We start from the raw sequence: 22974 nt of genomic DNA, 5'->3' as shown, positions 1-22974 counted from the left end.
GGCGCGCACGGAACAGGCGACTGCCCGCTGCGTGCGCGGGGGCCCGGCTACTGCTGCTGGGCGGGAACGGTCGTGTCGACGGTCAGCAGGCGGTTGACGTCCTGCACGGTGGCCGCGTCGACCGTACCGGCGGCCTGTTCGAGCAGCAGCCGGTTGCGCAGGTAGTTGTACTTGGCGGTCGCGTAGGCCTGGCGCGCGCTGAACAGGTTCTGCTGGTTGATCAGCACGTCGATGACGGTGCGGGTGCCGACCTCGAGGCCGACCTGCGAGGCGTCGTACGCGCTCTGCGCCGAGACCAGCGCCAGGCGCCGCGCCTCGACCTCGCTGATGCCGGCCACCAACGCCTGGTAGGCGTAGCGGGTGTTGCGCTCGATCGCGCGGCGGCCCTGTTCCAGCTGGTCCTGGGCGATGTCGCGGCCGGCGATGGCCTGGCGCACGCGCGACTGGGTCGCGCCGCCGGAGAAGATCGGCACGGTGAGGGTCAGGCCGAACGCGTGTCCCTCGCTGTTGCCGAAGCCTTCGGCACCGGGGGGGATCACCGTGCCCGGCGAGTACCAGTTGGCGCCGTTGCTGTAGCTCACGCCGAGATCGAGCGTCGGCAGGTGCGCGGCACGCGCGCTCGAGACGCCGTGTTCGGCGCCCTGCACCGAGTAGCGCGCCGCCTGCAGGCTGGGATTGCCGTCCACCGCCCGCTGCACCCAGGCCTCGGCATCGCCGCCGGGCGGGAGTTCCGGACGGAAGTCCTCCGGCAGCGCCCTGAGCGCGTTGATCGGGGTGCCGGTGATCTCGGCCAGCGCCTGGTAGGCGTCCTGCAATGCATTGCGCACGAGGATCGTGTTGGCGCGCGCGCCGTCGTACTGCGCGCGGGCCTCGTGCACGTCGGTGATCGGGGCGAGACCCACTTCCAGCCGCTTGTCGGCGTAGTCGAACTGCTTCTGGAACGCTTCCTCCGCGGCCTCGGCCGCCGCCAGTGTCTCCAGCGCCACCAGCACGTCGAAATAGGCGTTGGCGGTGCGCGAGATCAGTTCGTCGCCGGCGGCCTCGAGGTCGTAGTCGGCGGCGGTGCTGTAGTCGCGTTGCGCGCGCAGGCTCGAGATCGCGCCGAGGTCGACCACGGCCTGGCCGAGCGACGCGCGGTAGCTGCGGCTGCGTGCGGTACCGGTGCCGCCGGCCTCGTGCGAGCGGTCCAGACTGGCCGTACCGTTGATCTGCGGCAGCAGCGCGGCGCGTGCCTGCACCGCGTTCTCGCGGGTCGACAACCGCTGCGATTCCGCGATCGACAGTTGCGGATCGTTGGTCCGCGCCAGCTCGTAGGTCTGCATCAGGTCTTCGGCGAAGACCGGCGCGGACATCAGGACGAGGGCGAGGGAGAGGGCGAGGGGGCGGCGGCGCATCGGAGATCCTTGGCGAAATTCGGAACGTGTCAGAACTTGAACTCGGGCGTCGGTTCGGCGCCGACCAGGTACGGCAATTCGGTTTCGAACAACGATTCGATGCGATGACCGTCGACATCGTTGCGCAGCAATGCCGCGTCCATGGCTGGTACCCGGCCATGGACGATGAACATGCGGCCACCGGGACGCAGCCACTGCACGAAACGTGACGGCACCGCGTCGACCGCACCGGTCACGCAGATCGCGTCGAACTGGCGGCCGGGATCCCAGGCGAACGCATCGGCGGCGACCACCTCGACGTTGCCGATGCCCTGCGCCTGCAGCCTGCCGAGCGCGGCATCGGCGAGGTCGGCGTGGCGCTCGATGCTCGCCACCTCGCGCGCCAGCATGCCCAGGCACGCGGTCAGGAAACCGCTGCCGGTGCCGATCTCGAGCACCGACTCGCCGCCTTCCAGCGCCAGCGCCTGCAACGCGCGGCCCTCGAGTACGGGCTTGAGCATGGTCTCGCCGTGGCCCAGCGGCAGTTCGAGGTCGGCGTAGGCCAGCGCGCGGTGGCGCTCGCCGACGAAGGCTTCGCGCGGCAGCCGCACCAGGACTTCGAGCACGCGCGGGTCGAGCACGTCCCAGGGACGGATCTGCTGCTCGACCATGGTCTCGCGGGCCTTGGCGTAATCGAACGTCATCGTGCGGTCCGGGAACGAAAGAGGAAGGAACGGAATTCTACTGGCCGGCGCGGGCAAATTCGCGGGGCCATGATCGCCACGGGCGCCGGTCCGGCTGAGTGCCGGAAGTCACCGCGACCGATGGCGCCCGCCCGACTCATGCCTGCGCGGGCGTGCGGCTGGCGTACGCGCGCAGGAACATGTCGACGGTGGCCTCGATGTGCGCATCCACCCCGGCCGCACTGGGGCGCTCGCACAGGCCGCAGGCCATGCGCGTGTGCAGGTCGCCCTTGAGCAGGGCGAAGAACTGCCGGGCCGCGCGCGGCAGGTCGGGCACGTCCAGATCGCCGCGCGCGACGCGGGCCTCGAGGAACGAGGCGAACGCGCGCTGGGTGCGCTCCGGACCGGCCTGCCAGAACATCTGGCGCAGGCGTTCGTCGCTGCCCGGGGTCATCATCATCCGGTGCGTGGCCAGGGCCTCGTCGCTGGTGATCATCGCGAAGAAGGCCTTGGCGATATCGGTCAGCTGCGAGCGCAGCGGCGCGCTGGGGTCGGCGACGAACAGGTCGTCGGGCATCAGCGAGGCGCAGACCACGCGCACCGCCTCGCCGAACAGCGCTTCCTTGTCGCCGAAATGGCTGTACACGGTGAGCTTGGACACACCGGCTTCCGCGGCGATCTGGTCCATGCTCGCGCCCTCGAAGCCGTGCTGGGTGAACATCCGCGCGGCGGCGTCGAGGATCGCGGCGCGCTTGGCCAGATCCTTGGGCCGACCGGGGCCCGCCGGGGGACGCGAAGTCGCGGACGCGGACGCGGCAGCGGAAGGCGGGAGCTTGAGCGACATGATGTAATACTAGACTAATCGGTACGCTATTTATACTATACGCGCCGGTTCATTAATCGGGTGCCCGATGAAGGCGACGGATCGTTCCTTCCGTGGATGGTGGTGTGCGATTGCGCTGGCGGCGCTGCTTGCGGCATGCGCCGGCGAACAGGCACCCGCGGAGGCGCCGCGCCCCGTCCTCGTCGAGCAACCCGCAGGTGGCGCGGACGCGGCGGTGACCGCCTACGCCGGCGAGGTGCGCGCACGCGAGGAAAGTCCGCTCGCGTTCCGCATCGGCGGCAACCTGGTGCGGCGCCACGTCGACGCCGGCGACAGCGTGCGCAAGGGCCAGGTGCTGGCCGAGCTCGACCCCGGCGACCAGCGCCTGCAGGTGCAGGCGGCGCAGGCGCAACTGGCCGCGGCCGAGGCCGAACTGGCCCGGGCACGTGCCGACCGCGCCCGCTATGCGGCCCTGGCCGGCGAGCAACTGGTCAGCGCCTCGGCGATGGATGCGCAGGAGACCGCGTGGAAGGCCGCCGACGAGCGGGCACGCGCGGCCCGTGCCGAGCTCGAGGTGGCGCGCAACCAGGCGGCGTACGCGCAGTTGCAGGCGCCTCGCGATGGCGTGATCGCCAACCGCTTGGTCGAGGCCGGGGAGGTGGTCGCGGCCGGGCAGGCGGTGTTCTCCCTGGCCGGCGACGGCGGCCGCGAGGTGGCGATCGCGCTGCCGGAATCGCGCATCCGCGAGCTCGCCATCGGACAGCCGGTCGAGATCGAGTTGTGGAACGCCCCGGGAGAGCGCCTGTCCGGCACCCTCCGCGAGATCGCCGCGGCCGCCGATCCGCAGGCGCGCACCTATGCCGCCCGCGTCGCGCTCGATCCCGCCGCCCAGCCTTCGGTCGAGCTCGGCCAGAGCGCGCGCGTGTACGTGGCCGGCAACGGCACGCGCGCCGCGCTGAGCGTGCCCCTGTCCGCGCTGCAATCTGGCCCGGGCGGCGGGCACGCGGTGTGGGTGGTCGAACCGGACGACGGCACGCTGGCATTGGTTCCGGTCGAGCTCGGTGACTTCGGCGAAACCCGGGTGCCGGTGCTGTCCGGGCTCGCGGCGGACGACTGGGTGGTGTCCGCGGGCGGGCACCTGCTGCGCGAAGGGCAGCGAGTGGCGCCGGTGGATCGCGACAACCGGCCGGTGGCGACGCCGCAGGCCGCGACGGAGCCCGCGCCGTGAGGCGGGCACGGCGTCTCGTGCGCCACGATTCCGCGGCGCGGAGCCGCTGAGCGATGCGCTTCAACCTCTCCGAGTGGGCGCTGCGCAACCGCAGCCTGGTGCTCTACACCATGATCGTGGTAGCGATCGCGGGCGTGTTCTCCTACCTCCAGCTCGGGCGCTCCGAGGATCCGCCCTTCACTTTCAAGGCGATGGTGGTGCGCACGCTGTGGCCGGGCGCGACCGCCGACGAAGTGGCGCGCCAGGTCACCGAGCGCATCGAGAAGAAGCTGATGGAGACCGGCGACTACGAGTTCATCCGCTCGTACTCGCGGCCGGGCGAATCGCAGGTGATCTTCATGGCGCGCGATGCGATGCATTCGCGCGAGATCCCGGACCTCTGGTACCAGGTGCGCAAGAAGGTCGGCGACATCCGCGCCACCCTGCCCGAGGGCGTGGTCGGGCCGTTCTTCAACGACGAGTTCGGCGACACCTTCGGCAACATCTACGCGCTGACCGGCGAGGGCTTCGACTACGCGGTGCTCAAGGACTACGCCGACCGGGTGCAGCTCGAGCTGCAGCGCATGGACGACGTCGGCAAGGTCGAACTGGTCGGCCTGCAGGACGAGAAGCTGTGGATCGAGGTCAGCAACACCCGTCTGGCCACGCTCGGGATCCCGCTGGCGGCGGTGCAGGAGGCGCTGGCGCAGCAGAACGCGGTGGTGCCGGCCGGCTTCTTCGAAACCGCCACCGACCGCGTCCAGATCCGCGTGGACGGTGCGTTCGGTTCGGTCGAGCAGGTGCGCGAGTTTCCGATCCGCGCCGGCGACCGCACCATCCGGCTCGACGATATCGCCACGGTGACCCGCGGCTTCGCCGATCCGGCGGCGCCGCGCATGCGCTTCATGGGCGAGGATGCGATCGGCCTCGCCGTGTCGATGCACGAGGGCGGCGACATCCTGCGCCTGGGAAAGACCCTCGAGCGCGAGTTCGCGCGGCTGCAGCGCACCCTGCCGGCGGGCATGGAACTGCGCAAGGTCGCCGACCAGCCGGCGGCGGTGGATGCCTCCGTCGGCGAGTTCATGCGCGTGCTGGCCGAGGCGGTGACCATCGTGCTGCTGGTCAGCTTCTTCTCGCTCGGCTTCCGCACCGGGCTGGTGGTCGCGGTGTCGATCCCGCTGGTGCTGGCGATGACCTTCATCGCCATGCGCTGGTTCGACGTCGGCCTGCACAAGATCTCGCTCGGCGCGCTGGTGCTGGCGCTGGGGTTGATGGTCGACGACGCGATCATCGCGGTGGAGATGATGGCGATCAAGATGGAGCAGGGCTTCGACCGCTTCCGCGCGGCGAGCTTCGCCTGGACCAGCACCGCCTTCCCGATGCTCACCGGCACCCTGGTGACCGCCGCCGGCTTCCTGCCGATCGCGACCGCGGCCTCGGGCACCGGCGAATACACCCGCTCGCTGTTCCAGGTGGTGACGATCGCGCTGCTGGTGTCGTGGGTGGCGGCGGTGCTGTTCATCCCCTACCTGGGCGACAAGATGCTGCCGGACCTTGCGCATCCGCGGCCGCCGCGCCCCGGCTCGCTGGCGGCGCGCTGGCGCGGACGACGCGAACGCATGGCGCTGCGCTGGCCGCGGCTGGCCTTCGCGCTGGCGCCATCCTCGCACGACGCGCACGACCACGATCCTTACCAGCGGCCGTTCTATGTTCGCCTGCGTGGCGTGCTCGACTGGTCGCTGCGCCATCGCTGGCTGGTGATCGGTGCGACCGTGGCCGCGTTCGTCGTCTCGATCGCGATGTTCCGCTTCGTGCCGCAGCAGTTCTTCCCGGATTCCACCCGGCTGGAGCTGATGATCGACGTTGAGCTGGCCGAAGGCAGTTCGCTGCGCGCGACCGAGGCGCAGGTGCGCCGGCTCGAGGCCCTGCTCGACGCACGCGAAGGCGTCGAGAACTACGTCGCCTACGTCGGTACCGGTTCGCCGCGCTTCTACCTGCCGCTCGACCAGCAACTGCCGCAGGCGAACTTCGCCCAGTTCGTGGTGATGACCCGGGACGTCGACGCGCGCGAGGCGCTGCGCGGCTGGCTGACCGACGAGGTCGCGCCCGCGTTTCCCGAGCTGCAGTTGCGGGTGACGCGTCTGGAGACCGGGCCGCCGGTGGGCTATCCGGTGCAGCTGCGGGTCTCCGGCGAGCATGTCGAGCGCGTGCGCGCGATCGCCGTGCGTGTCGCGGAGAAGGTGCGGGAGAACCCGCACGTGGCCAACGTCAACCTCGACTGGGACGAGCCGAGCAAGGTGGTCCGGGTGCGCATCGACCAGGATCGCGCCCGCGCGCTGGGGGTCAGTTCGCAGCACGTCGCGCAGTTCCTGTCCGGTTCGCTGAGCGGCTTGCAGGTGAGCACCTATCGCGAAGGCAACGAACTGGTCGGCATGCTGCTGCGCGGCACCGACGACGAACGTGCGCGGCTCGACCTGCTCGGCAGCCTGGCGGTGCCGACCGAAAGCGGGCAGTCGGTGCCGCTGTCGCAGATCGGCACGCTCGAATACGTGTTCGAGGACGGGATCGTCTGGCACCGCGACCGCCTGCCGACCGTCACCGTGCGCGCCGACATCCGCGACCGGCTGACGCCGCCCACCGTTGTCGCGCAGATCCTGCCGACGCTGGAGGAGATCCGCGCCGGACTGCCCGAGGGCTACCGGCTCGAGACCGGCGGCACGGTGGAGGATTCCACCCGCGGCCAGGATTCGATCAGGGCGGGCCTGCCCCTGTTCCTGTTCGTGGTGGTGACGCTGCTGATGCTGCAACTGCGCAGCCTGTCGCGCACCGCGCTGGTGCTGCTGACCGCGCCGCTGGGCCTGATCGGCGTGACCCTGTTCCTGCTGGTGTTCCGGGTGCCGTTCGGCTTCGTGGCGATGCTGGGCACGATCGCGCTGGCGGGCATGATCATGCGCAACTCGGTGATCCTGGTGGACCAGATCGAGCAGGACATCGCCGCCGGGCACGCGCGCTGGGATGCGGTCGTCGATGCCACCGTACGCCGGTTCCGGCCGATCGTGCTGACCGCGCTGGCCGCGATCCTGGCGATGATCCCGCTCTCGCGCAGCGTGTTCTTCGGGCCGATGGCGGTGGCGATCATGGGCGGGCTGACGGTGGCGACGGTGCTGACCCTGCTGTTCCTGCCGGCGCTGTACGCAGCGTGGTTCCGGGTGCGCCGCGATGAACCGCAGCCAGGTGCATCGCAGCCACGGCCCGCCCCGGCAGGCTGAGCCTCAGTCGCGTGTGGCGACGGCGTCGAGCAGCGCCATGAACGCCCGCGCCGCGCTCGACAGCGTGCGCCCTGCGTGGGTCACGTAGCCCAGCTGGCGCCGCAACGCCACGCCGGGCACGCGCAGCACCACGGTCTGCGAGTCGAGCATCGTCTGCGGCAGCACGCTCCAGGCCAGGCCGACGCTCGCCAGCATCCGCAGCGTCTCCATGCTGTTGGTGGTCATGCGCAGCGTCGGCGCCAGACCCTCGGCGGCGAAGCGTTCGGCGACGATGCGGTGGGTGAACGTATTGGCGTCCGGCAGCACCGCCGGATGCGCGGCGAGGTCGCGCAGGTCCACCTGTTCGCGCCCGGCCAGCGGATGGTCCGGCGCGACCACGAACTCCAGCCGATCCTCCCAGACCGGAACCGTGCGCAGCGGCGCAGCCGCCGGGCCCAGGGTCGTGATCGCCAGTTCCAGCCGGCCATGCAGCACCTCGGCCCAGGCCTGTTCCGAATCGAGGAAGCGCAGGTCGAGCGCGGCCAGCGGATGGGTCTGGCCGAAGCGTCGCAGCAGCGGCGGCAGGCGGTGCAGGCCGATGTGATGGCTGGTGGCCAGGCTCAGCCGACCACCGACCTCGGCATCGAGATGGCCGAGCGCGCGGCGGGTGTCTTCCAGTTCGGCCAGGATGCGGCGGGCGCGCGGCAACAGCGACTGCCCGGCCTCGGTCAGCGCCACCTCGCGCCCGACCCGGTCGAACAGGCGGCGGCCGAGCTGCCCCTCGAGCACGGCGATGCGCTTGCTCACGGCGGGCTGGGTCAGGTGCAGGCGTTCGCCCGCGGCCGAAAAGCCGCCGCTGTCGGCGACCGCGACGAAGGCCTCCAGGCTGGCCAGGTCCATTTCATTCCTGCGAGTTATTCGAGGAATGAAAAATATGAATTGGAGTTATTGATGGCAAGTGCCTAGGATGGCTTTGTCCGGCGGCCGTGCCGCGGGCCATCCAGACCAACGGACCGACGCGGGGCACGCCGATGGCAGGCAAGACGCTGTACGACAAGCTGTGGGAGATGCACGAGGTCAAGCGCCGCGACGACGGCTCCTCGCTGATCTACATCGACCGCCACATCCTCCACGAGGTCACCTCGCCGCAGGCGTTCGAAGGCCTGCGCCTCGCTGGCCGCAGACCGTGGCGCATCGACGCCAATATCGCCACCCCCGACCACAACGTGCCGACCACACGCGCCGAACGCCAGGGCGGGCTGGAATCGATCGTCGACGAGGTCTCGCGCCTGCAGGTGCGCACCCTCGACGAGAACTGCGACGACTTCGGCATCCTCGAGTTCAAGATGAACGACGCCCGCCAGGGCATCGTGCACGTGGTCGGCCCGGAGCAGGGCGCGACCCTGCCGGGCATGACCGTCGTCTGCGGCGACTCGCACACCTCCACCCATGGCGCGTTCGGCGCGCTGGCCCACGGCATCGGCACCTCCGAGGTCGAGCACGTGCTGGCGACCCAGTGCCTGGTGGCGAAGAAGATGAAGAACATGCTGGTGCGCGTCGAGGGCGAACTGCCGTTCGGCGTGACCGCCAAGGACATCGTGCTGGCGGTGATTGGCCGGATCGGCACCGCCGGCGGCAACGGCCATGCGCTGGAGTTCGGCGGCAGTACGATCCGCGCGCTGTCGATGGAAGGCCGCATGACCATCTGCAACATGGCGATCGAGGCCGGCGCGCGCGTGGGCATGGTGGCGGTGGACGAGAAGACGATCGAGTACGTGAGGGGCCGCCCATTCGCGCCGAAGGGCGCCGACTGGGACGCGGCCGTGACGACATGGCGGGATCTGGTGTCGGACGAGGACGCGCGGTTCGACACCGTGGTCGAGCTGCAGGCCGCCGACATCCGCCCGCAGGTGAGCTGGGGCACCTCGCCGGAGATGGTGCTGGCGGTGGACCAGAACGTGCCCGACCCGGAACGCGAATCCGATCCGGTGCGCCGGGATTCGATCACGCGCGCGCTGAAGTACATGGGACTGGAGGCCAACCAGCCGATCGCCACGATCCGCCTCGACCGCGTGTTCATCGGCTCCTGCACCAATTCGCGGATCGAGGACCTGCGCGCGGCGGCGGCCGTCGCGAAGGGCCGCAAGGTCGCCTCCAGCATCAAGCAGGCGCTGGTGGTGCCCGGATCCGGCCTGGTCAAGGCGCAGGCCGAGGCGGAAGGCCTGGACCGGATATTCCTCGATGCCGGCTTCGAATGGCGCGAGCCGGGCTGCTCGATGTGCCTGGCGATGAATCCCGACAAGCTCGGCAGCGGCGAGCATTGCGCCTCGACCTCCAACCGCAACTTCGAAGGCCGCCAGGGCGCCGGCGGGCGCACCCACCTGGTCAGTCCGGCGATGGCCGCTGCGGCGGCGGTGGCGGGGCATTTCGTGGATGTTCGCGAACTGCAGGGAATAGGGAATAGGGAATAGGGAATCACGTCAGCTGCGATCCCGAAGCCTGTCCCCTTGTCGCATTCCCCATTCCCCATTCCCCATTCCCCATTCCCCATTCCCCATTCCCGGCCCCTCCAATGACTCCCTTCACCACCCATACCGGCCTGGTCGCACCGCTGGACCGTGCCAACGTCGACACCGACCAGATCATCCCGAAGCAGTTCCTGAAGTCGATCAGGCGCAGCGGCTTCGGGCCGAACCTGTTCGACGAATGGCGCTACCTCGACATCGGCCAGCCGGGGCAGGACAACAGCCTGCGCCCCGTCAACCCGGACTTCGTGCTGAACTTCCCGCGCTACCGCGGCGCGAGCGCGCTGTTGGCGCGCGAGAACTTCGGTTGCGGCTCCTCGCGCGAGCATGCACCCTGGGCGCTGGAGGAGTACGGCTTCCGCGCGATCATCGCGCCTAGCTTCGCCGACATCTTCTACAACAACAGCTTCAAGAACGGCCTGCTGCCGATCGTGCTGGAGCCGGCGGAAGTCGACGCGCTGTTCGAACAGTGCGCGGCGACGCCCGGTTACCAGCTCACCATCGACCTCGCGTCGCAGCGGGTGACCCGACCCGATGGCGTGCAGTACGGTTTCGAGATCGACGCCTTCCGCAAGCATTGCCTGTACAACGGCCTGGACGACATCGGCCTGACGCTGCAGGAACACGAGGCCATCGCCACGTTCGAGGCACGCCATCGTGCGTCGCAGCCGTGGTTGTTCGGCGCTGGCGCTTGATTCCCAGGTGAGCCCGTCGGTCGCGAGTCGATGTGCAGTTGAGGTCCGCCCGTTTCGAAGCCTGAGCTCTGACAAGCAAGAGCAGGAGCGCCGGAAGGAACGTGCCTTCGGATGCAGACACCCCGTCCACCGCGGCTTCCGGATGCGTTCTGTTTGAGGCTTCGTGGCGTTGGGCTTTGGCGGGAGTCGCGGCCTGTAAGCGGCAGCCTTCGTAAGGCACGGCCACTACAGATGCGTTAGGTCAACGTAGTGCTACCTGGGTGGCGGTGACCTGCCCAGTGATCTTGCTGCAGTAGAACTGGGACAAATGTTCAGAACAGCGCGTTGCCGCGTCCTGTGCACACCCTGTCCGGAACCAGCAAACCGGCGTGCCGTCGATCTCGATCCGGTGTGAAGCGATGCGGCACCAGATCGCATGGCCGCCGTGCCCCGGGGGGATCGTGCAAGTCGCACATGGATGCGCCACGGCCGCGAGTGCGGACATGGATGTCCGCCCGAGCGGTGCACGACCCCCCGGGGCGCGGCGGCTCCCACCGAAGACGTGCCTCCTGGAAGCATTGTTTGGCGAGCTATCCGACAGATCACGACAACGACGATGCGCGTAAGAAGGCAGCCGTCGGTCAGGGCAGCAAGTGCGCGTGAGGAATGCTCGTCGAGGCACGGGCGAGCGAAATTGTCTGCCGGATCTGAGGCTTGCCGCAGCGTCCCGCGCAGTCTCGCGGCGAGCGATCAGGCGAGGCGCTCGACGACCGCCTGTGCCGCGCTGCGCGTGTCGACACCCTGGCCCGCGGCCGCGAGGTCGGCGGTGAACACCTTCGCATCGAGCGCCGAGGAGACGGCCGCCTCGACCGCGGCGGCTTCGGCCTCCAGCCTCAGCGAATGACGCAGCAGCATCGCCGCGCTGAGGATGGTGGCGTAGGGGTTGGCGATGCCCTTGCCGGCGATGTCGGGCGCCGACCCGTGGATCGGCTCGTAGATTCCGACCCTGCCCGCGCCCAGCGACGCCGACGCCAGCAGACCGAGCGAACCGGCCAGCATCGAGGCCTCGTCGGTGAGGATGTCGCCGAACATGTTCTCGGTGACGATCACGTCATAGGCGCGCGGCCTCGACAGCAGGTGCATCGCCATCGAGTCGACCAGCTGGTGCTCGAGGGTCACGTCGGGGAATTCCTCGCGCATCACGCGCGTGGCGACGTCGCGCCACAGCCGCGAGGTCTCCAGCACATTGGCCTTGTCGACCGAGGTCAGGTGGCCGCGTCGCCCGCGCGCGAGCGCCGCCGCGCTGCGCACCACGCGCTCGATCTCCACCACGCTGTAGCGGCACAGGTCGGTGGCCTCGGTGTCGGTCCGGGTCTTGTCGCCGAAATAGATGCCGCCGGTGAGTTCGCGCACCACCATGATGTCCACGCCCTGCAGCAGTTCGGACTTGATCGGCGACGCGCCCAGCGCGGCCGGGTGCGGGCGCACCGGGCGCAGGTTGGCGAACAGGCCCAGCGCCTTGCGGATCGCGAGCAGGCCCTGTTCCGGACGCACCTTCGCGCTCGGATCCGACCATTTCGGCCCACCGACCGCGCCGAGCAGCACGGCATCCGCCTTGCGCGCGGCCTCCAGCGTCTCTGCCGGCAGCGGTTCGCCGTGGCGGTCGATGGCGATGCCGCCGATGTCGTGCTCGGCAAACGAGAACCGGTGGCCGAAGCGCGAGGCGACGGCCTCCAGGACCGGCAAGGTGGCGGCAACGATCTCGGGACCGATGCCGTCACCGGGCAATACGACGATGTCAGCGTGCATGGACTCGCAACGTGGAAGGGGAAAAGGGAACCGGCCGGCATCGTGGCCGGCCTGGTGCAAACGGGGGTGCCGGATGCGCGCAGGGGCGCAGCCGTCGTCGGGACGCGCGTGCGCTCAGGCCGTCGCCCGCGCGTCGACCGTGGGCGCGCCGGCGGGGGTGCGCCGCAGGATGCGGTTGGCGACGTCCAGCCAGGCCAGCGCGCTGGCCTCGATGATGTCGCGGCTGGTGCCGCTGCCCTGGTACTCGGTGCCCTCGTGGTGGACGCTGAGCGACGCCTCGCCCTGCGCGTCGGTGCCGAGGCCGACGCTGTGCACGCTGTAGCTCTCCAGCGACAGCTTCACCCCGGTGGCATTGGCCAGCGCCGCGAACAGCGCATCGACCGGACCGTCGCCCAGCGCGCTTTCGCTGATCTTCCTGCCGTCGGGATCGGACAGCTCGACCTGCGCGCTGGCGCGCTGGCCGCGGTCGCTGATGGTCATCGACGACAGGCGGTAGCCCATGCCGCTGACGCCGCCGTCGATCAGGCGCTCCAGGTCGTCGTCCTCGACCACGCGCTGCTGCTCGCACAGCGCCTTGAACTGCACGAATACCTGGTCGAGCTGCGCGTCCTCCATCGTGTAGCCCAGCGCGCGCAGGCGGTGGCCGACGGCGGCGCGGCCGCTGTGGCGGCCCAGCACCATCTTGGTGTCCGGCCAGCCGACGTCGGACGGGTTCATGATCTCGTATGTGTTGCGATTGCGCAGCATGCCGTGCTGGTGGATGCCCGATTCGTGTGCGAACGCGTTCTGGCCGACGATCGCCTTGTTGCGCTGCACCGGCATGCCGATCAGGCGCTGCAGCAACTGTGAAGTCGGCACGAGACGGCGCGTGTCGACCTGGCTGTCGATGTTGTAGAAGGCATTGCGGACCTTCAGCGCCATCACCAGCTCTTCCAGCGCGGCGTTGCCGGCGCGCTCGCCGATGCCGTTGATGGTGCACTCGATCTGGCGTGCGCCGCCCTCCATCGCCGCCAGCGAATTGGCCACGGCCAGGCCGAGGTCGTTGTGGCAGTGGGCGCTGAAGATCACCTCGCGCGCGCCCGGGATGTTCGCGATCATGCGCTCGAACAGCCCGCGGATTTCCTCGGGCGTGGTGTAGCCCAGGGTGTCGGGAACGTTGATGGTGGTGGCGCCGGCGGCGATCGCCACGGCCACCGCCTCGTGCAGGAACTCCTCCTCGGTCCGGGTGCCGTCCTCGGGCGAGAACTCGATGTCGGCGACATACTTGCGCGCCATCGCCACGTGGGTGCCGATCGAATCGAGCACCTGGGCCTTGCTCATCCGCAGCTTGTGTTCGCGGTGCAGCGGGCTGGTGGACAGGAACACGTGGATGCGCGGCTTCGCGGCACCTTCCAGCGCGCGCGCCGAGGCTTCGATGTCCTCGGGCAGGCAGCGCGACAGCACCGCCAGGGTGGTGGTGCGCAGTTCGCGCGCGATCTGGGCGGTGGCCTCGCGGTCGGACTGGGAACTGGCCGGGAAGCCGGTTTCGATGATGTCGACGCCCAACTCCGCCAGCGCCCGCGCCATCACCACCTTCTGCTGCGGGGTCATGCTGCAGCCGGGGGACTGCTCGCCGTCGCGCAGGGTGGTGTCGAAGATGCGTACGTACTCGGGGGTGGTGTTCATGCGAGGAGTTCCTCGGGAAGCTCGTTGTCGATGTTACCCGTTGCCGGTTGCGGCCGGGGTTGCGCTGCGTCATGGACCGGGAGCAGGCCGGCGGGAAGCGGTGGCTGCTTCGCCGCCGGCCAGGGAAGTCGCTCGCGGGTCCGGCGCCGGGGTTTGCGCGGCGGCCGCGGCCGCACCTCCGAGAGCAGGGCCGCCAGCACCGCCGCGTCCACGTTGCCGCCGGACACCACGGCGCACTTGCGCTTGCCGGCCACGCGCTTGCCCGCGGCCAGCGCCAGCGCGCCGGCGCCCTCGGCGATCACGTGCTCCTCCAGCGCCAGCCGCACCAGGGTCTCGCGCAACTCGGCCTCGCGGACGATGACCACATCGTCGAGCAGTTCGCGCAGCAGGCGCTCGGTGAGGTAACCCGGCTCCTTCACGCGCACGCCGTCGGCCAGGGTTGCACGCGGGTCGACCAGCGCGCGATCGCCCTTGAGCGCGCGGCTCATCGCGTCGACGCCCTCGACCTGCGCGCCGACGACGCGTACGCCCTGGGAATTCAGCGCCAGCGCGACACCGGAGGCCAGGCCGCCGCCGCCGATCGGCACCAGCACCACGTCCGGGTTCATCGCCGCTGCGATTTCCAGCCCGACCGTGCCCTGTCCGGCGATCACGTCGGCATCGTCGAAGGCCGACAGCAGCCGGAAGCCGTTCTGCTCGGCCAGTTCCTTCGCGAAAGCCTTGGCCTCGTCGTAGGTCTCGCCATGCAGGCGCACGGTCGCGCCCCAATGGGCGACGCCGGCGACCTTGGTCTCCGGCGCGGTCCTGGGCATCACGGTGATCGCCGGGATGCCGAGGCGGTACGCGGCCCAGGCCATGCCCTGGGCGTGGTTGCCGGCCGAGGCGGTGATGACGCGGCGGTCGTCGCCGCGCTCGCGCGCAGCCAGCAGCGCGTTGAGCGCGCCGCGCACCTTGTACGAGCCGGTGCGCTGCAGGTTCTCGAGCTTCAGCCAGGTGCCGAAGCGTTCGGCGTAGTGGGTGGGGGTGACGTCGAGGTACTTGCGCAGCCGCGCCTGCGCCGCCAGCACGTCGCCGGCGGTCACGTCGATGGTGCTGGCTACGGCAGGGTCCATCAGACGTCCGTGAGCCAGTGGCGCCAGGCCGGCTCGCGCCCACGCACCACCTGGCCGTACAGGTCGGCCAGTTCGCGCGTCACCGGATTGTCGCCGAACTCGCGCTCCTCGATCTGCGCCACCGGGGCGACCTCGGCCGCGGTGCCGCAGGCGAACACCTCGTCCGCGTCCAGCAGTTCGGCCAGCGGCACCATGCGCGTCTCGGCGCCGGTCAGCTGCAGCAGGGTGTCGCGGGTGATGCCGGGCAACGCATCGCGGTGTTCGACGGCGGTCAGGCGGCCGTTCTTGACCATGAACACGTTCGCGCCCGTGCACTCGACCGTGAACCCCTCGCGATCGGTGAACAGCGCCTCGTCGAAGCCGCGCGCCTTGGCTTCGCGCTTGGCCAGGATCGAGTTCACATAGCTGCCGCACAGCTTGAGCGGCGGCAGCGAGTCGGCCGGGTTGCGGCGCCACTTGCCCACGCCCAGGCGCGCACGGCTGCCATTGAGGTGCACGCTGGTCGCGGTGGTGGCCACCATCATGTGCGGCACGTGGCCTTCGACGTCGAGGCCGAACCCGCCTTCGCCGAACCACGCCAGCGGCCGGATGTAGGCGTCGGTGTGGCGGTTGGCGCGCAGGGTGGCGAGCGTGGCCTCGGCGCACAGCGCCGGGTCGAAGGGCAGGCCGAACATCTCGGCGCCGCGGCGCATGCGCTCCAAGTGCTCGGGCAGGCGGAACACGGCAGCGCCGGAGTCCGTGGCGTAGGCGCGCATGCCCTCGAACACGCCGCTGCCGTAGTGCATGGCGTGCGTGGTCAGGCCGGCCTGCACCGCCCCGGCATCTACCAGCGCGCCGTCGAACCAGGCGAACACGGTGGCGGCGTCCGGACGTGGATGCGGTTGCGTGGCGTGGCGTGCGTGGGCGGCTTCGGCGATCGGGGTGACGGTGGCGCTCATGTGGGGTCCGGTGTGCGGGGTCTGGCCCGCGGATGGTTGGGGTGGCGTGCGATGCGGAGAGTCCAGGAACGCGGTAACGCTGGAACGTGTCGGCAGGCCGGGACCCGTCCCTACGGGCAGGGTTGTACCGAGACCGACAGGCAGTCGTACATCTTCGCCAGCTGCTGCTGCAGCGAGGCGTCGGAACGCTCGCCCTCGACGGTCATGCGCAGGTGGAAGCGGTCGCCCTCCGGCTGCGCCTGGCCGTCGACCGACAGCGGCCGGAAGCCGCGGCGCTCGGTGGCGCCGAGCACGCGCGCCAGCACGCCCTCGGCGCTGCGCAGGGTGAAGTCAAGCTGGTAGCGCATTGCTGGGCTCCTCGGAGGCCGACGACGCGGAGGGTGGCTGGGTCGCGACCGGTTCGCCGGTGTCGAGCGTGCCGGCGTCATCCGGATCCATCATCTGCGCGTTGTTGTGGTTGGGCGGCACCAGCGGCCAGACATTGGCGGCGGTGTCGATCGCGACGTGCAACAGGGTCGGGCCGTCGGCGGCCAGCAGCGCGCGCAGCGCGTCGTCGACATGGGCGGCCTTGTCCACGTGCAGCGCGTGAATGCCGAACGCGCGCGCGACCTCGGCGAAGTCGGGGTTGTCGGACAGGTCGATCTCCGAATAGCGCTTCTCGAAGAACAACTCCTGCCACTGCCGGACCATGCCCAGCGCGGAATTGTCGAGCAGCACGATCTTCACCGGCAGCCGGTAGCGGCGGATGGTGGCCAGCTCCTGGATGTTCATCATGAACGAACCGTCGCCGCTGACGCACACCACCTGCGCTTCCGGGCTTTCCATCTGCGCCCCCATCGCCGCCGGCAGGCCGAAGCCCATCGCGCCGAGCGCGCCGCTGGTCAGATGCTGGCGCGGGTGATTGAAGCGCCAGTGCTGCGCGACCCACATCTGGTGCTGGCCGACGTCGCAGGAGACGATCGCGTTCGGCGCCAGTTCGCTCAGGCGCTTGAGCAACGCCGGCGCGTACACGGTCTCGCCGGGCGCGTCGTAGCGCGCGGCGTGGCGCTGGCTGCGCTGCAGGCAGGTGTCGCGCCAGGCCTTGCGCGCGGCCGCGTGGCGGCCTTCCATCTGTGCGGCCAGCGGCGCCGCCAGCCGTGACAGGCTGGTGGCGAGATCGCCCGGGACCGCGACGTCGGCCGCGCGCAGCTTGCTGATCTCGCAGCAGTCGCCATCCAGGTGCACCACGCGCGCGTTGGGTGCGAACTCGGCCAGCTTGCCGGTGGCGCGGTCGTCGAATCGCGCGCCGACCACGAACAGCAGGTCCGCTTCCTGCACCGCCATGTTGGCGGCGCGGCTGCCGTGCATGCCGAGCATGCCCAGGTTGCCGGGATGGTTCGCCGGCAGCGCGCCCAGTCCCTTGAGGGTGAGCACGGTCGGCAGCCCGGTGAGGTCGACGAACTCGCGGAACGCCTCCACCGCATCGCCCAGCACCACGCCGCCGCCGGCGTACACCACCGGCTTGCGGCACTGCGAGATCAGCGCGGCGGCCTCGTGCAGCGCGGCGTCGGGCGGGTTCGGCACCGGCTCGGCCGGCAGCGGCGAGTGCACCGGCAGGTGCGAGGCGTCGGCCATCTGCACGTCCTTGGGCAGGTCGATCAGCACCGGCCCGGGGCGCCCGCTGCGGGCGATGCGGAAGGCCTCGGCGAACATGTGCGGCAGGTCGTCGACCTTGCGCGGCAGGAAGCTGTGCTTGACGATCGGCATGGTCATGCCGAACACGTCCAGCTCCTGGAACGCGTCGGTGCCCATGAGGAACGTGGGCACCTGCCCGGTGAGGACCACCATCGGCACCGAGTCGAACATCGCATCGGCGATGCCGGTGACCAGGTTGGAAGCGCCCGGACCGGAGGTCGCCACGCACACGCCGACGCGGCCGCTGGCGCGTGCATAGCCGTTCGCGGCGAACGCCGCGCCCTGCTCGTGCCGTACCAGGACATGCTTCAGCGACGCGCCGTGGAGCGCGTCGTAGAACGGCATGATCGTCCCGCCCGGATAGCCGAACAGCGCGTCCACGCCTTCCGCCTCCAGGGCCTGCACCAGCCAGTGCGCACCGTTCATCACGCGGCCTCTTTCTGTTCCTTCGGGGAGTTGTCCAGCCACACCATCTTCGCGCGCAGCTGCTTGCCGACCACTTCGATCGGGTGGTCGAGGTCGGCCTGCTTGTAACGGTTGTAGTTGGGCAGGCCGGCTTCGTGCTCGGCCACCCAGTTGCGGGTGAAGGTGCCGTCCTGGATGTCCTTGAGCACGTCGCGCATGCGCTCCTTCACCGACGCGTCGATCACCCGCGGGCCGCTCACGTAGTCGCCGTACTGCGCGGTCTCGGAGACGAACTCGAGCATCCGGGTGATGCCGCCTTCGTAGAACAGGTCGACGATCAGCTTCAGCTCGTGCAGCACTTCGTAGTAGGCGATCTCCGGCTGGTAGCCGGCTTCCACCAGCACCTCGAAGCCGGCCTGCACCAGCGACGAGGCGCCGCCGCAGAGCACGGCCTGCTCGCCGAACAGATCGGTCTCGGTCTCTTCCTTGAAGGTGGTCTCGATCAGGTTGGCGCGCGCGCCGCCGAGGCCGTCGGCATAGGCCAGCGCCAGCTGCTTCGCCTTGCCGCTGCGGTCCTGGTGCACGGCCCAGATGCAGGGCACACCGCGGCCGATCTCGTACTCGCGCCGCACCAGCGCGCCCGGCCCCTTGGGCGCGACCAGGATCACGTCGAGATCCTCGCGCGGGGCGATCATGCCGAAATGCACGTTCAGCCCGTGCGCGAACAGCAGGCAGGCACCCTGTTTCATGTTCGGCGCCAGCGCGTCGGCATAGACCTGCCGCTGCACCATGTCGGGCGTGAGCACCGCCACCAGGTCGGCGTCCTTCACCGCTTCGGCCGGCGCCTTCACCGTGAATCCGTCGGCCCTGGCCTTGGCTTCGGTCGGGCCGCCCGGACGCAGGCCGACGGTCACGTCGAAGCCCGAATCGCGCAGGTTCAGCGCATGCGCGCGGCCCTGGCTGCCGTAACCGACGATGGCGATGCTGGGCTTGGGAAGGGAAGACTGGGTCATCTGGGGCTCTCTGCTGTGGATCGGGGTGGATGGAAGGGAATGTGGTGGGCAACAAAAAACCCCGCCCTTGCGGTGCGGGGTTTTGCGATTCGGCGCCTGCTGCTTACGCGCCCGATCGTCCCGCACCTGTTGGCGAGGTAATAAGCACGACTACGAGAAGCGACGACGCGGCGGCGTCGCAGGCGTTCTTCGGGCTGGTGTGGCGTTGCAGCATTCACGCAAACTAAACCGGGCTTTCCGGGCTTGTCAAGCACAACCGGCAAAATACCCGGCGGCGTTCGTTGCGGCGGAAATCGTTGCAACTGAAACCGCGAAAACTGCCGAGAATGCCGCTTTGACGCATTGCGTCATCCCCTCCCCGCGAAGTTCCATGCCCGAATACCGTTCCAAGACCTCCACCCACGGCCGCAACATGGCCGGCGCCCGCGCGCTGTGGCGCGCCACCGGCATGCGCGACGACGACTTCCACAAGCCGATCGTCGCGATCGCCAACTCCTTCACCCAGTTCGTGCCCGGCCACGTGCACCTGAAGGACCTCGGCCAGCTGGTGGCGCGCGAGATCGAGCGCGTCGGCGGCGTGGCCAAGGAGTTCAGCACCATCGCGGTCGACGACGGCATCGCGATGGGCCACGACGGGATGCTGTACTCGCTGCCGAGTCGCGAGGTGATCGCGGACGCGGTCGAGTACATGGTCAATGCGCATTGCGCCGACGCGCTGGTGTGCATCTCCAACTGCGACAAGATCACGCCCGGCATGCTGATGGCCGCGCTGCGGCTCAACGTGCCCACGGTGTTCGTGTCCGGCGGGCCGATGGAGGCGGGCAAGACGGCGCTGGCCGACCACAAGCTCGACCTGGTCGACGCGATGGTGATGGCGGCCGATCCCGAAGCGTCGGACGAGCAGGTGGCGGCGGTCGAGCGTAGCGCCTGCCCGACCTGCGGCTCGTGCAGCGGCATGTTCACCGCCAATTCGATGAACTGCCTGACCGAGGCGCTGGGCCTGTCGCTGCCGGGCAACGGCACCGTGCTGGCCACGCATGCAGATCGCGAACAGCTGTTCCTGCGCGCCGGACGCACCGTGGTGGAACTGTGCCACCGCTGGTACGGCGCGGAGGACTCCGGTGCGCTGCCGCGCGGGATCGCCACCTTCGAGGCCTTCGAGAACGCGATGACGCTCGACATCGCGATGGGCGGTTCGACCAACACCATCCTGCACCTCCTGGCCGCGGCACAGGAAGGCGGGGTGCCGTTCACCCTGCACGACATCGACCGCCTCTCGCGGCGCGTGCCGCAGCTGTGCAAGGTGGCGCCGAACACGCAGCAGTACCACATCGAGGACGTGCACCGCGCCGGCGGGATCATGGCGATCCTCGGCGAACTCGCACGCGGCGGACTGTTGCACACCGGAGTCCCGACCGTGCATGCCCGGACACTGGGCGAGGCGATCGCGACGTGGGACGTGACCACGGTCGAGGACGAGGCGATCGGCACGTTCTACCGGGCCGGGCCCGCCGGCATCCCGACGCAGATCGCCTTCAGCCAGGCCACGCGCTGGCCGACGCTCGATACCGATCGCAGCGAAGGCTGCATCCGCAGCGTCGAACACGCTTACTCGCAGGAGGGCGGCCTGGCCGTGCTCCACGGCAACATCGCCGTCGACGGCTGCGTGGTCAAGACCGCCGGCGTCGATGAATCGATCCACGTCTTCGAAGGCAGCGCCCGCGTCTACGAGAGCCAGGACGCCGCGGTGCAGGGCATCCTCGGCGACGAGGTGAAGCCCGGCGACATCGTGGTGATCCGCTACGAGGGCCCGCGCGGCGGCCCCGGCATGCAGGAAATGCTGTACCCCACCAGCTACCTCAAGTCGAAAGGCCTGGGCAAGCAGTGCGCGCTGCTGACGGACGGGCGGTTCTCCGGCGGCACCTCGGGACTCTCCATCGGCCACGTGTCGCCCGAAGCGGCGGCCGGGGGCAACATCGCCCTGGTCCGCGACGGCGACCGCATCCGCATCGACATCCCCGCGCGCTCGATCGAACTGCTGGTGTCAGGCGAAGAGCTGGCCGCGCGCCGCGCCGAACAGGATGCGAAGGGCTGGAAACCCGCGCAGCCGCGCGCGCGCAAGGTCAGTGCCGCGCTCAAGGCCTATGCACTGCTCGCCACCAGCGCCGACAAGGGCGCGGTGCGCAACCTGGAACTGCTGGACGCGGGCTGATCGTCCGCGCTGCGACCCGCATCCGCGTGGACGCGACGCCGGGCGGACCGGCTCATCCCTCCCACTTCGGCAGCCGCGTAGCCCGGGTAAGCGAAGCGCACCCGGGAGGACGTCGCGAACAGCCCCGGGTGCGCTTCGCTTACCCGGGCTACGTTACTGCTTTGCGGGCTTGAGTTTCGTGGACGCGGCGGCGAAGACGGTCTCGTCCGAAGGCGACAGGTTCGGGCGACCGACCAGGACTCCCATCGTGATCGAACCCTGCACGTAGTAGGTCTCACCCTCTTCGACCTCGAGGGTCAGCACGTCTTCGGACTCGGAGTGCACGACGTACTCGTGCACGCCGGGTTGCGTGGTGTGCACGAAATAGACACCGCTGCCGAGCTTGCCCAGCTCTTCGCCGTTCTCGCGGACCTTGAAGCGGACTCCGCCGCCGGCGAATTTCTTCTCCCGGAAGAACACCACCTGTCCGGCGCCTGCTGGAGGCGCCGGGACGGTGATGGACGAGAGCGTCGCCGGTGCCGCCGCGTTGCCCGCCGTCGACCCGGCGTCCGCTTCGGTCGTCTCCCTGTCCGTGCCCGCGTCCGTTGCGTCGTCCGTTGGGTCGTCCGCGGCGATCTCCCCGTGTGCGGCATCGGCATGCTCGTCCTGGGTTGCCGGAGGAGCGTCGTTCGCGTCCAACAGCGGCTCAGGGCGCGGGAGGGGCACCGTCGTCGGGATCGACTCGGCGGTTTCCTCGGGTGGGATCTGCGTCGCCGGCACGGTCTGATCCGTTGCTGCGGAATCCTGCGCGTATGCAGGGGTGGCCAGCAGGAAGGCCAGCGCGAGCTGGGCGGTGCGCAAGGGCAGATGCATCATGGAAGCTCCGGTTGGAACTGCGGCGAAGATTCGTTTGCGGCCGGGGCGAAGTCGATCGCCTCTGCCAGCCTGGCGTGGACACGGGTACCCTGCGGGATTTCGATCTCGCGGCCGCGGATGAACATGGCGAATGGCCCTGCGCCCATGGAGACGCCGATCGCCAGTTGACTGTTGTCCTGGCCGGCACCGCCCAGCTTGAGGCCCCGCAGACGGAGGTTTCGCCCGTCGATCTCGAGCGAGCGCGCAGCGATCAGCAGTTCCCCTGGCGCACCGCCGCCGCGTGCGGCGTCTGCGTGCACGATCTCGCCGGCCACGGGGGTGCCCACTGGAATCAACTCGTGGCCGTTCACCACGACCGGCGCCGCGACGGTGAGCCGGAAGGCGTCTCCGCGCTTGAACTCCCAGGAGTTCAGCGGCTGGGCGATTTCCAGGTCGATCGCGTGGCCCGCCTCGATCCGGCAGCAGTCGGGCGGCGCGGGGGCGCCAGTGTCGTCGCCGGCTCCGTCATCGTCGGACCCCGTCGGCGACTGGGCATGGGCACACGCAAACGGAAGCGCGGCTAAGAGCAGCGCGGCGGCGAATCTCGACATCCGGCGATCCTTCCCCAAGGACGTGGAACGCAACTTAGCCGAAGAGAGGGGACCTGCCAAGCGGGCCCGCGCGCGTGGTCCGCTCAGCCCTCCCAGGCCTATGCGCTGCTCGCCACCAGCGCCGACAAGGGCGCAGTGCGCAACCTGTCGCTGCTGGAGGAGAGCTGA

The 22974-nt window shown here is 69.8% G+C and carries 18 protein-coding genes; 5 read left to right on the top strand and 13 right to left on the bottom strand.

Features of this window, described 5'->3' with window-relative positions:
- Positions 1-47: 47 nt before the first annotated feature.
- From JMO03_RS19325 to JMO03_RS19315, 3 genes are all read right to left on the bottom strand, one after another.
- Positions 48-1394 (bottom strand): TolC family outer membrane protein, encoded by a 1347-nt coding sequence (locus JMO03_RS19325; RefSeq protein WP_202845393.1) that lies wholly within the window; start codon positions 1392-1394, stop codon positions 48-50.
- 29 nt (positions 1395-1423) lie between these two features.
- Complete coding sequence (locus JMO03_RS19320) at positions 1424-2077, bottom strand: protein-L-isoaspartate O-methyltransferase family protein (RefSeq protein WP_202845392.1); 654 nt, start codon at positions 2075-2077, stop codon at positions 1424-1426.
- A 136-nt stretch (positions 2078-2213) separates the two neighbouring features.
- A complete protein-coding gene (locus JMO03_RS19315; RefSeq protein WP_202845391.1) occupies positions 2214-2900 on the bottom strand; it encodes a TetR/AcrR family transcriptional regulator in 687 nt (228 codons plus the stop codon).
- Positions 2901-2967: 67 nt separating this feature from the next.
- Here JMO03_RS19315 and JMO03_RS19310 point away from each other — a divergent pair, with 67 nt between their 5' ends.
- Positions 2968-4107 carry an efflux RND transporter periplasmic adaptor subunit gene (locus JMO03_RS19310; RefSeq protein WP_202845390.1) on the top strand — a complete coding sequence of 380 codons (1140 nt, stop codon included), beginning with the start codon at positions 2968-2970 and terminating at the stop codon, positions 4105-4107.
- A 53-nt stretch (positions 4108-4160) separates the two neighbouring features.
- A complete protein-coding gene (locus tag JMO03_RS19305) occupies positions 4161-7355 on the top strand; it encodes an efflux RND transporter permease subunit (protein ID WP_202845389.1) in 3195 nt (1064 codons plus the stop codon).
- Between the two features lie 3 nt (positions 7356-7358).
- Here the strand turns inward: JMO03_RS19305 and JMO03_RS19300 are convergent, their stop codons facing one another.
- Positions 7359-8234, bottom strand: coding sequence for a LysR family transcriptional regulator (locus tag JMO03_RS19300; RefSeq protein ID WP_202845388.1), 876 nt, complete (start codon positions 8232-8234; stop codon positions 7359-7361).
- Between the two features lie 131 nt (positions 8235-8365).
- Between JMO03_RS19300 and leuC the strand changes: the two genes are divergently transcribed.
- Together leuC and leuD are read left to right on the top strand one after the other, a co-directional pair.
- Positions 8366-9805, top strand: coding sequence for a 3-isopropylmalate dehydratase large subunit (gene leuC / locus JMO03_RS19295; protein ID WP_202845387.1), 1440 nt, complete (start codon positions 8366-8368; stop codon positions 9803-9805).
- Between the two features lie 101 nt (positions 9806-9906).
- On the top strand, positions 9907-10554 hold the full coding sequence (leuD, locus tag JMO03_RS19290; RefSeq protein WP_202845386.1) for a 3-isopropylmalate dehydratase small subunit: 648 nt from the start codon (positions 9907-9909) through the stop codon (positions 10552-10554).
- A 729-nt stretch (positions 10555-11283) separates the two neighbouring features.
- Here the strand turns inward: leuD and leuB are convergent.
- From leuB to ilvC, 7 genes are all read right to left on the bottom strand, one after another.
- Entirely contained in the window at positions 11284-12342 is a 1059-nt protein-coding gene (gene leuB, locus JMO03_RS19285) for a 3-isopropylmalate dehydrogenase (RefSeq protein WP_202845385.1), read from the bottom strand.
- 114 nt (positions 12343-12456) lie between these two features.
- Positions 12457-14007: a 2-isopropylmalate synthase gene (locus JMO03_RS19280; protein WP_202845384.1), complete on the bottom strand. Its 1551-nt coding sequence runs from the start codon at positions 14005-14007 to the stop codon at positions 12457-12459.
- Positions 14004-15119 carry a threonine dehydratase gene (locus JMO03_RS19275; RefSeq protein WP_238346338.1) on the bottom strand — a complete coding sequence of 372 codons (1116 nt, stop codon included), beginning with the start codon at positions 15117-15119 and terminating at the stop codon, positions 14004-14006. The genes JMO03_RS19280 and JMO03_RS19275 overlap by 4 nt, the downstream gene beginning before the upstream one ends.
- On the bottom strand, positions 15119-16057 hold the full coding sequence (locus JMO03_RS19270; protein ID WP_202845383.1) for an aminotransferase class IV: 939 nt from the start codon (positions 16055-16057) through the stop codon (positions 15119-15121). Before JMO03_RS19270 ends, JMO03_RS19275 begins: the two co-directional genes overlap by 1 nt.
- 110 nt (positions 16058-16167) lie before the next feature.
- Positions 16168-16404, bottom strand: a complete 237-nt coding sequence (locus JMO03_RS19265) for an ACT domain-containing protein (protein ID WP_202845382.1) — start codon at positions 16402-16404, stop codon at positions 16168-16170.
- Positions 16388-18157, bottom strand: a complete 1770-nt coding sequence (ilvG, locus tag JMO03_RS19260; RefSeq protein WP_202845381.1) for an acetolactate synthase 2 catalytic subunit — start codon at positions 18155-18157, stop codon at positions 16388-16390. Before ilvG ends, JMO03_RS19265 begins: the two co-directional genes overlap by 17 nt.
- On the bottom strand, positions 18157-19149 hold the full coding sequence (gene ilvC / locus JMO03_RS19255) for a ketol-acid reductoisomerase (RefSeq protein ID WP_202845380.1): 993 nt from the start codon (positions 19147-19149) through the stop codon (positions 18157-18159). The genes ilvG and ilvC overlap by 1 nt, the downstream gene beginning before the upstream one ends.
- 370 nt (positions 19150-19519) lie before the next feature.
- Here ilvC and ilvD point away from each other — a divergent pair, with 370 nt between their 5' ends.
- On the top strand, positions 19520-21361 hold the full coding sequence (ilvD, locus tag JMO03_RS19250; RefSeq protein WP_202845379.1) for a dihydroxy-acid dehydratase: 1842 nt from the start codon (positions 19520-19522) through the stop codon (positions 21359-21361).
- Positions 21362-21514: 153 nt separating this feature from the next.
- On the opposite strand, the gene JMO03_RS19245 is transcribed toward ilvD, so the two are convergent.
- Positions 21515-22216 (bottom strand): DUF2846 domain-containing protein, encoded by a 702-nt coding sequence (locus JMO03_RS19245; protein WP_202845378.1) that lies wholly within the window; start codon positions 22214-22216, stop codon positions 21515-21517.
- Entirely contained in the window at positions 22213-22806 is a 594-nt protein-coding gene (locus JMO03_RS19240; RefSeq protein ID WP_202845377.1) for a hypothetical protein, read from the bottom strand. Before JMO03_RS19240 ends, JMO03_RS19245 begins: the two co-directional genes overlap by 4 nt.
- Positions 22807-22974 lie beyond the last annotated feature (168 nt).

It is taken from the genome of Luteimonas saliphila (assembly GCF_016774335.1).
Classification (GTDB): domain Bacteria; phylum Pseudomonadota; class Gammaproteobacteria; order Xanthomonadales; family Xanthomonadaceae; genus Luteimonas; species Luteimonas saliphila.
Note: the sequence above shows the minus strand (reverse complement) of the source record. Positions and strands in the feature narration are given on the sequence as shown.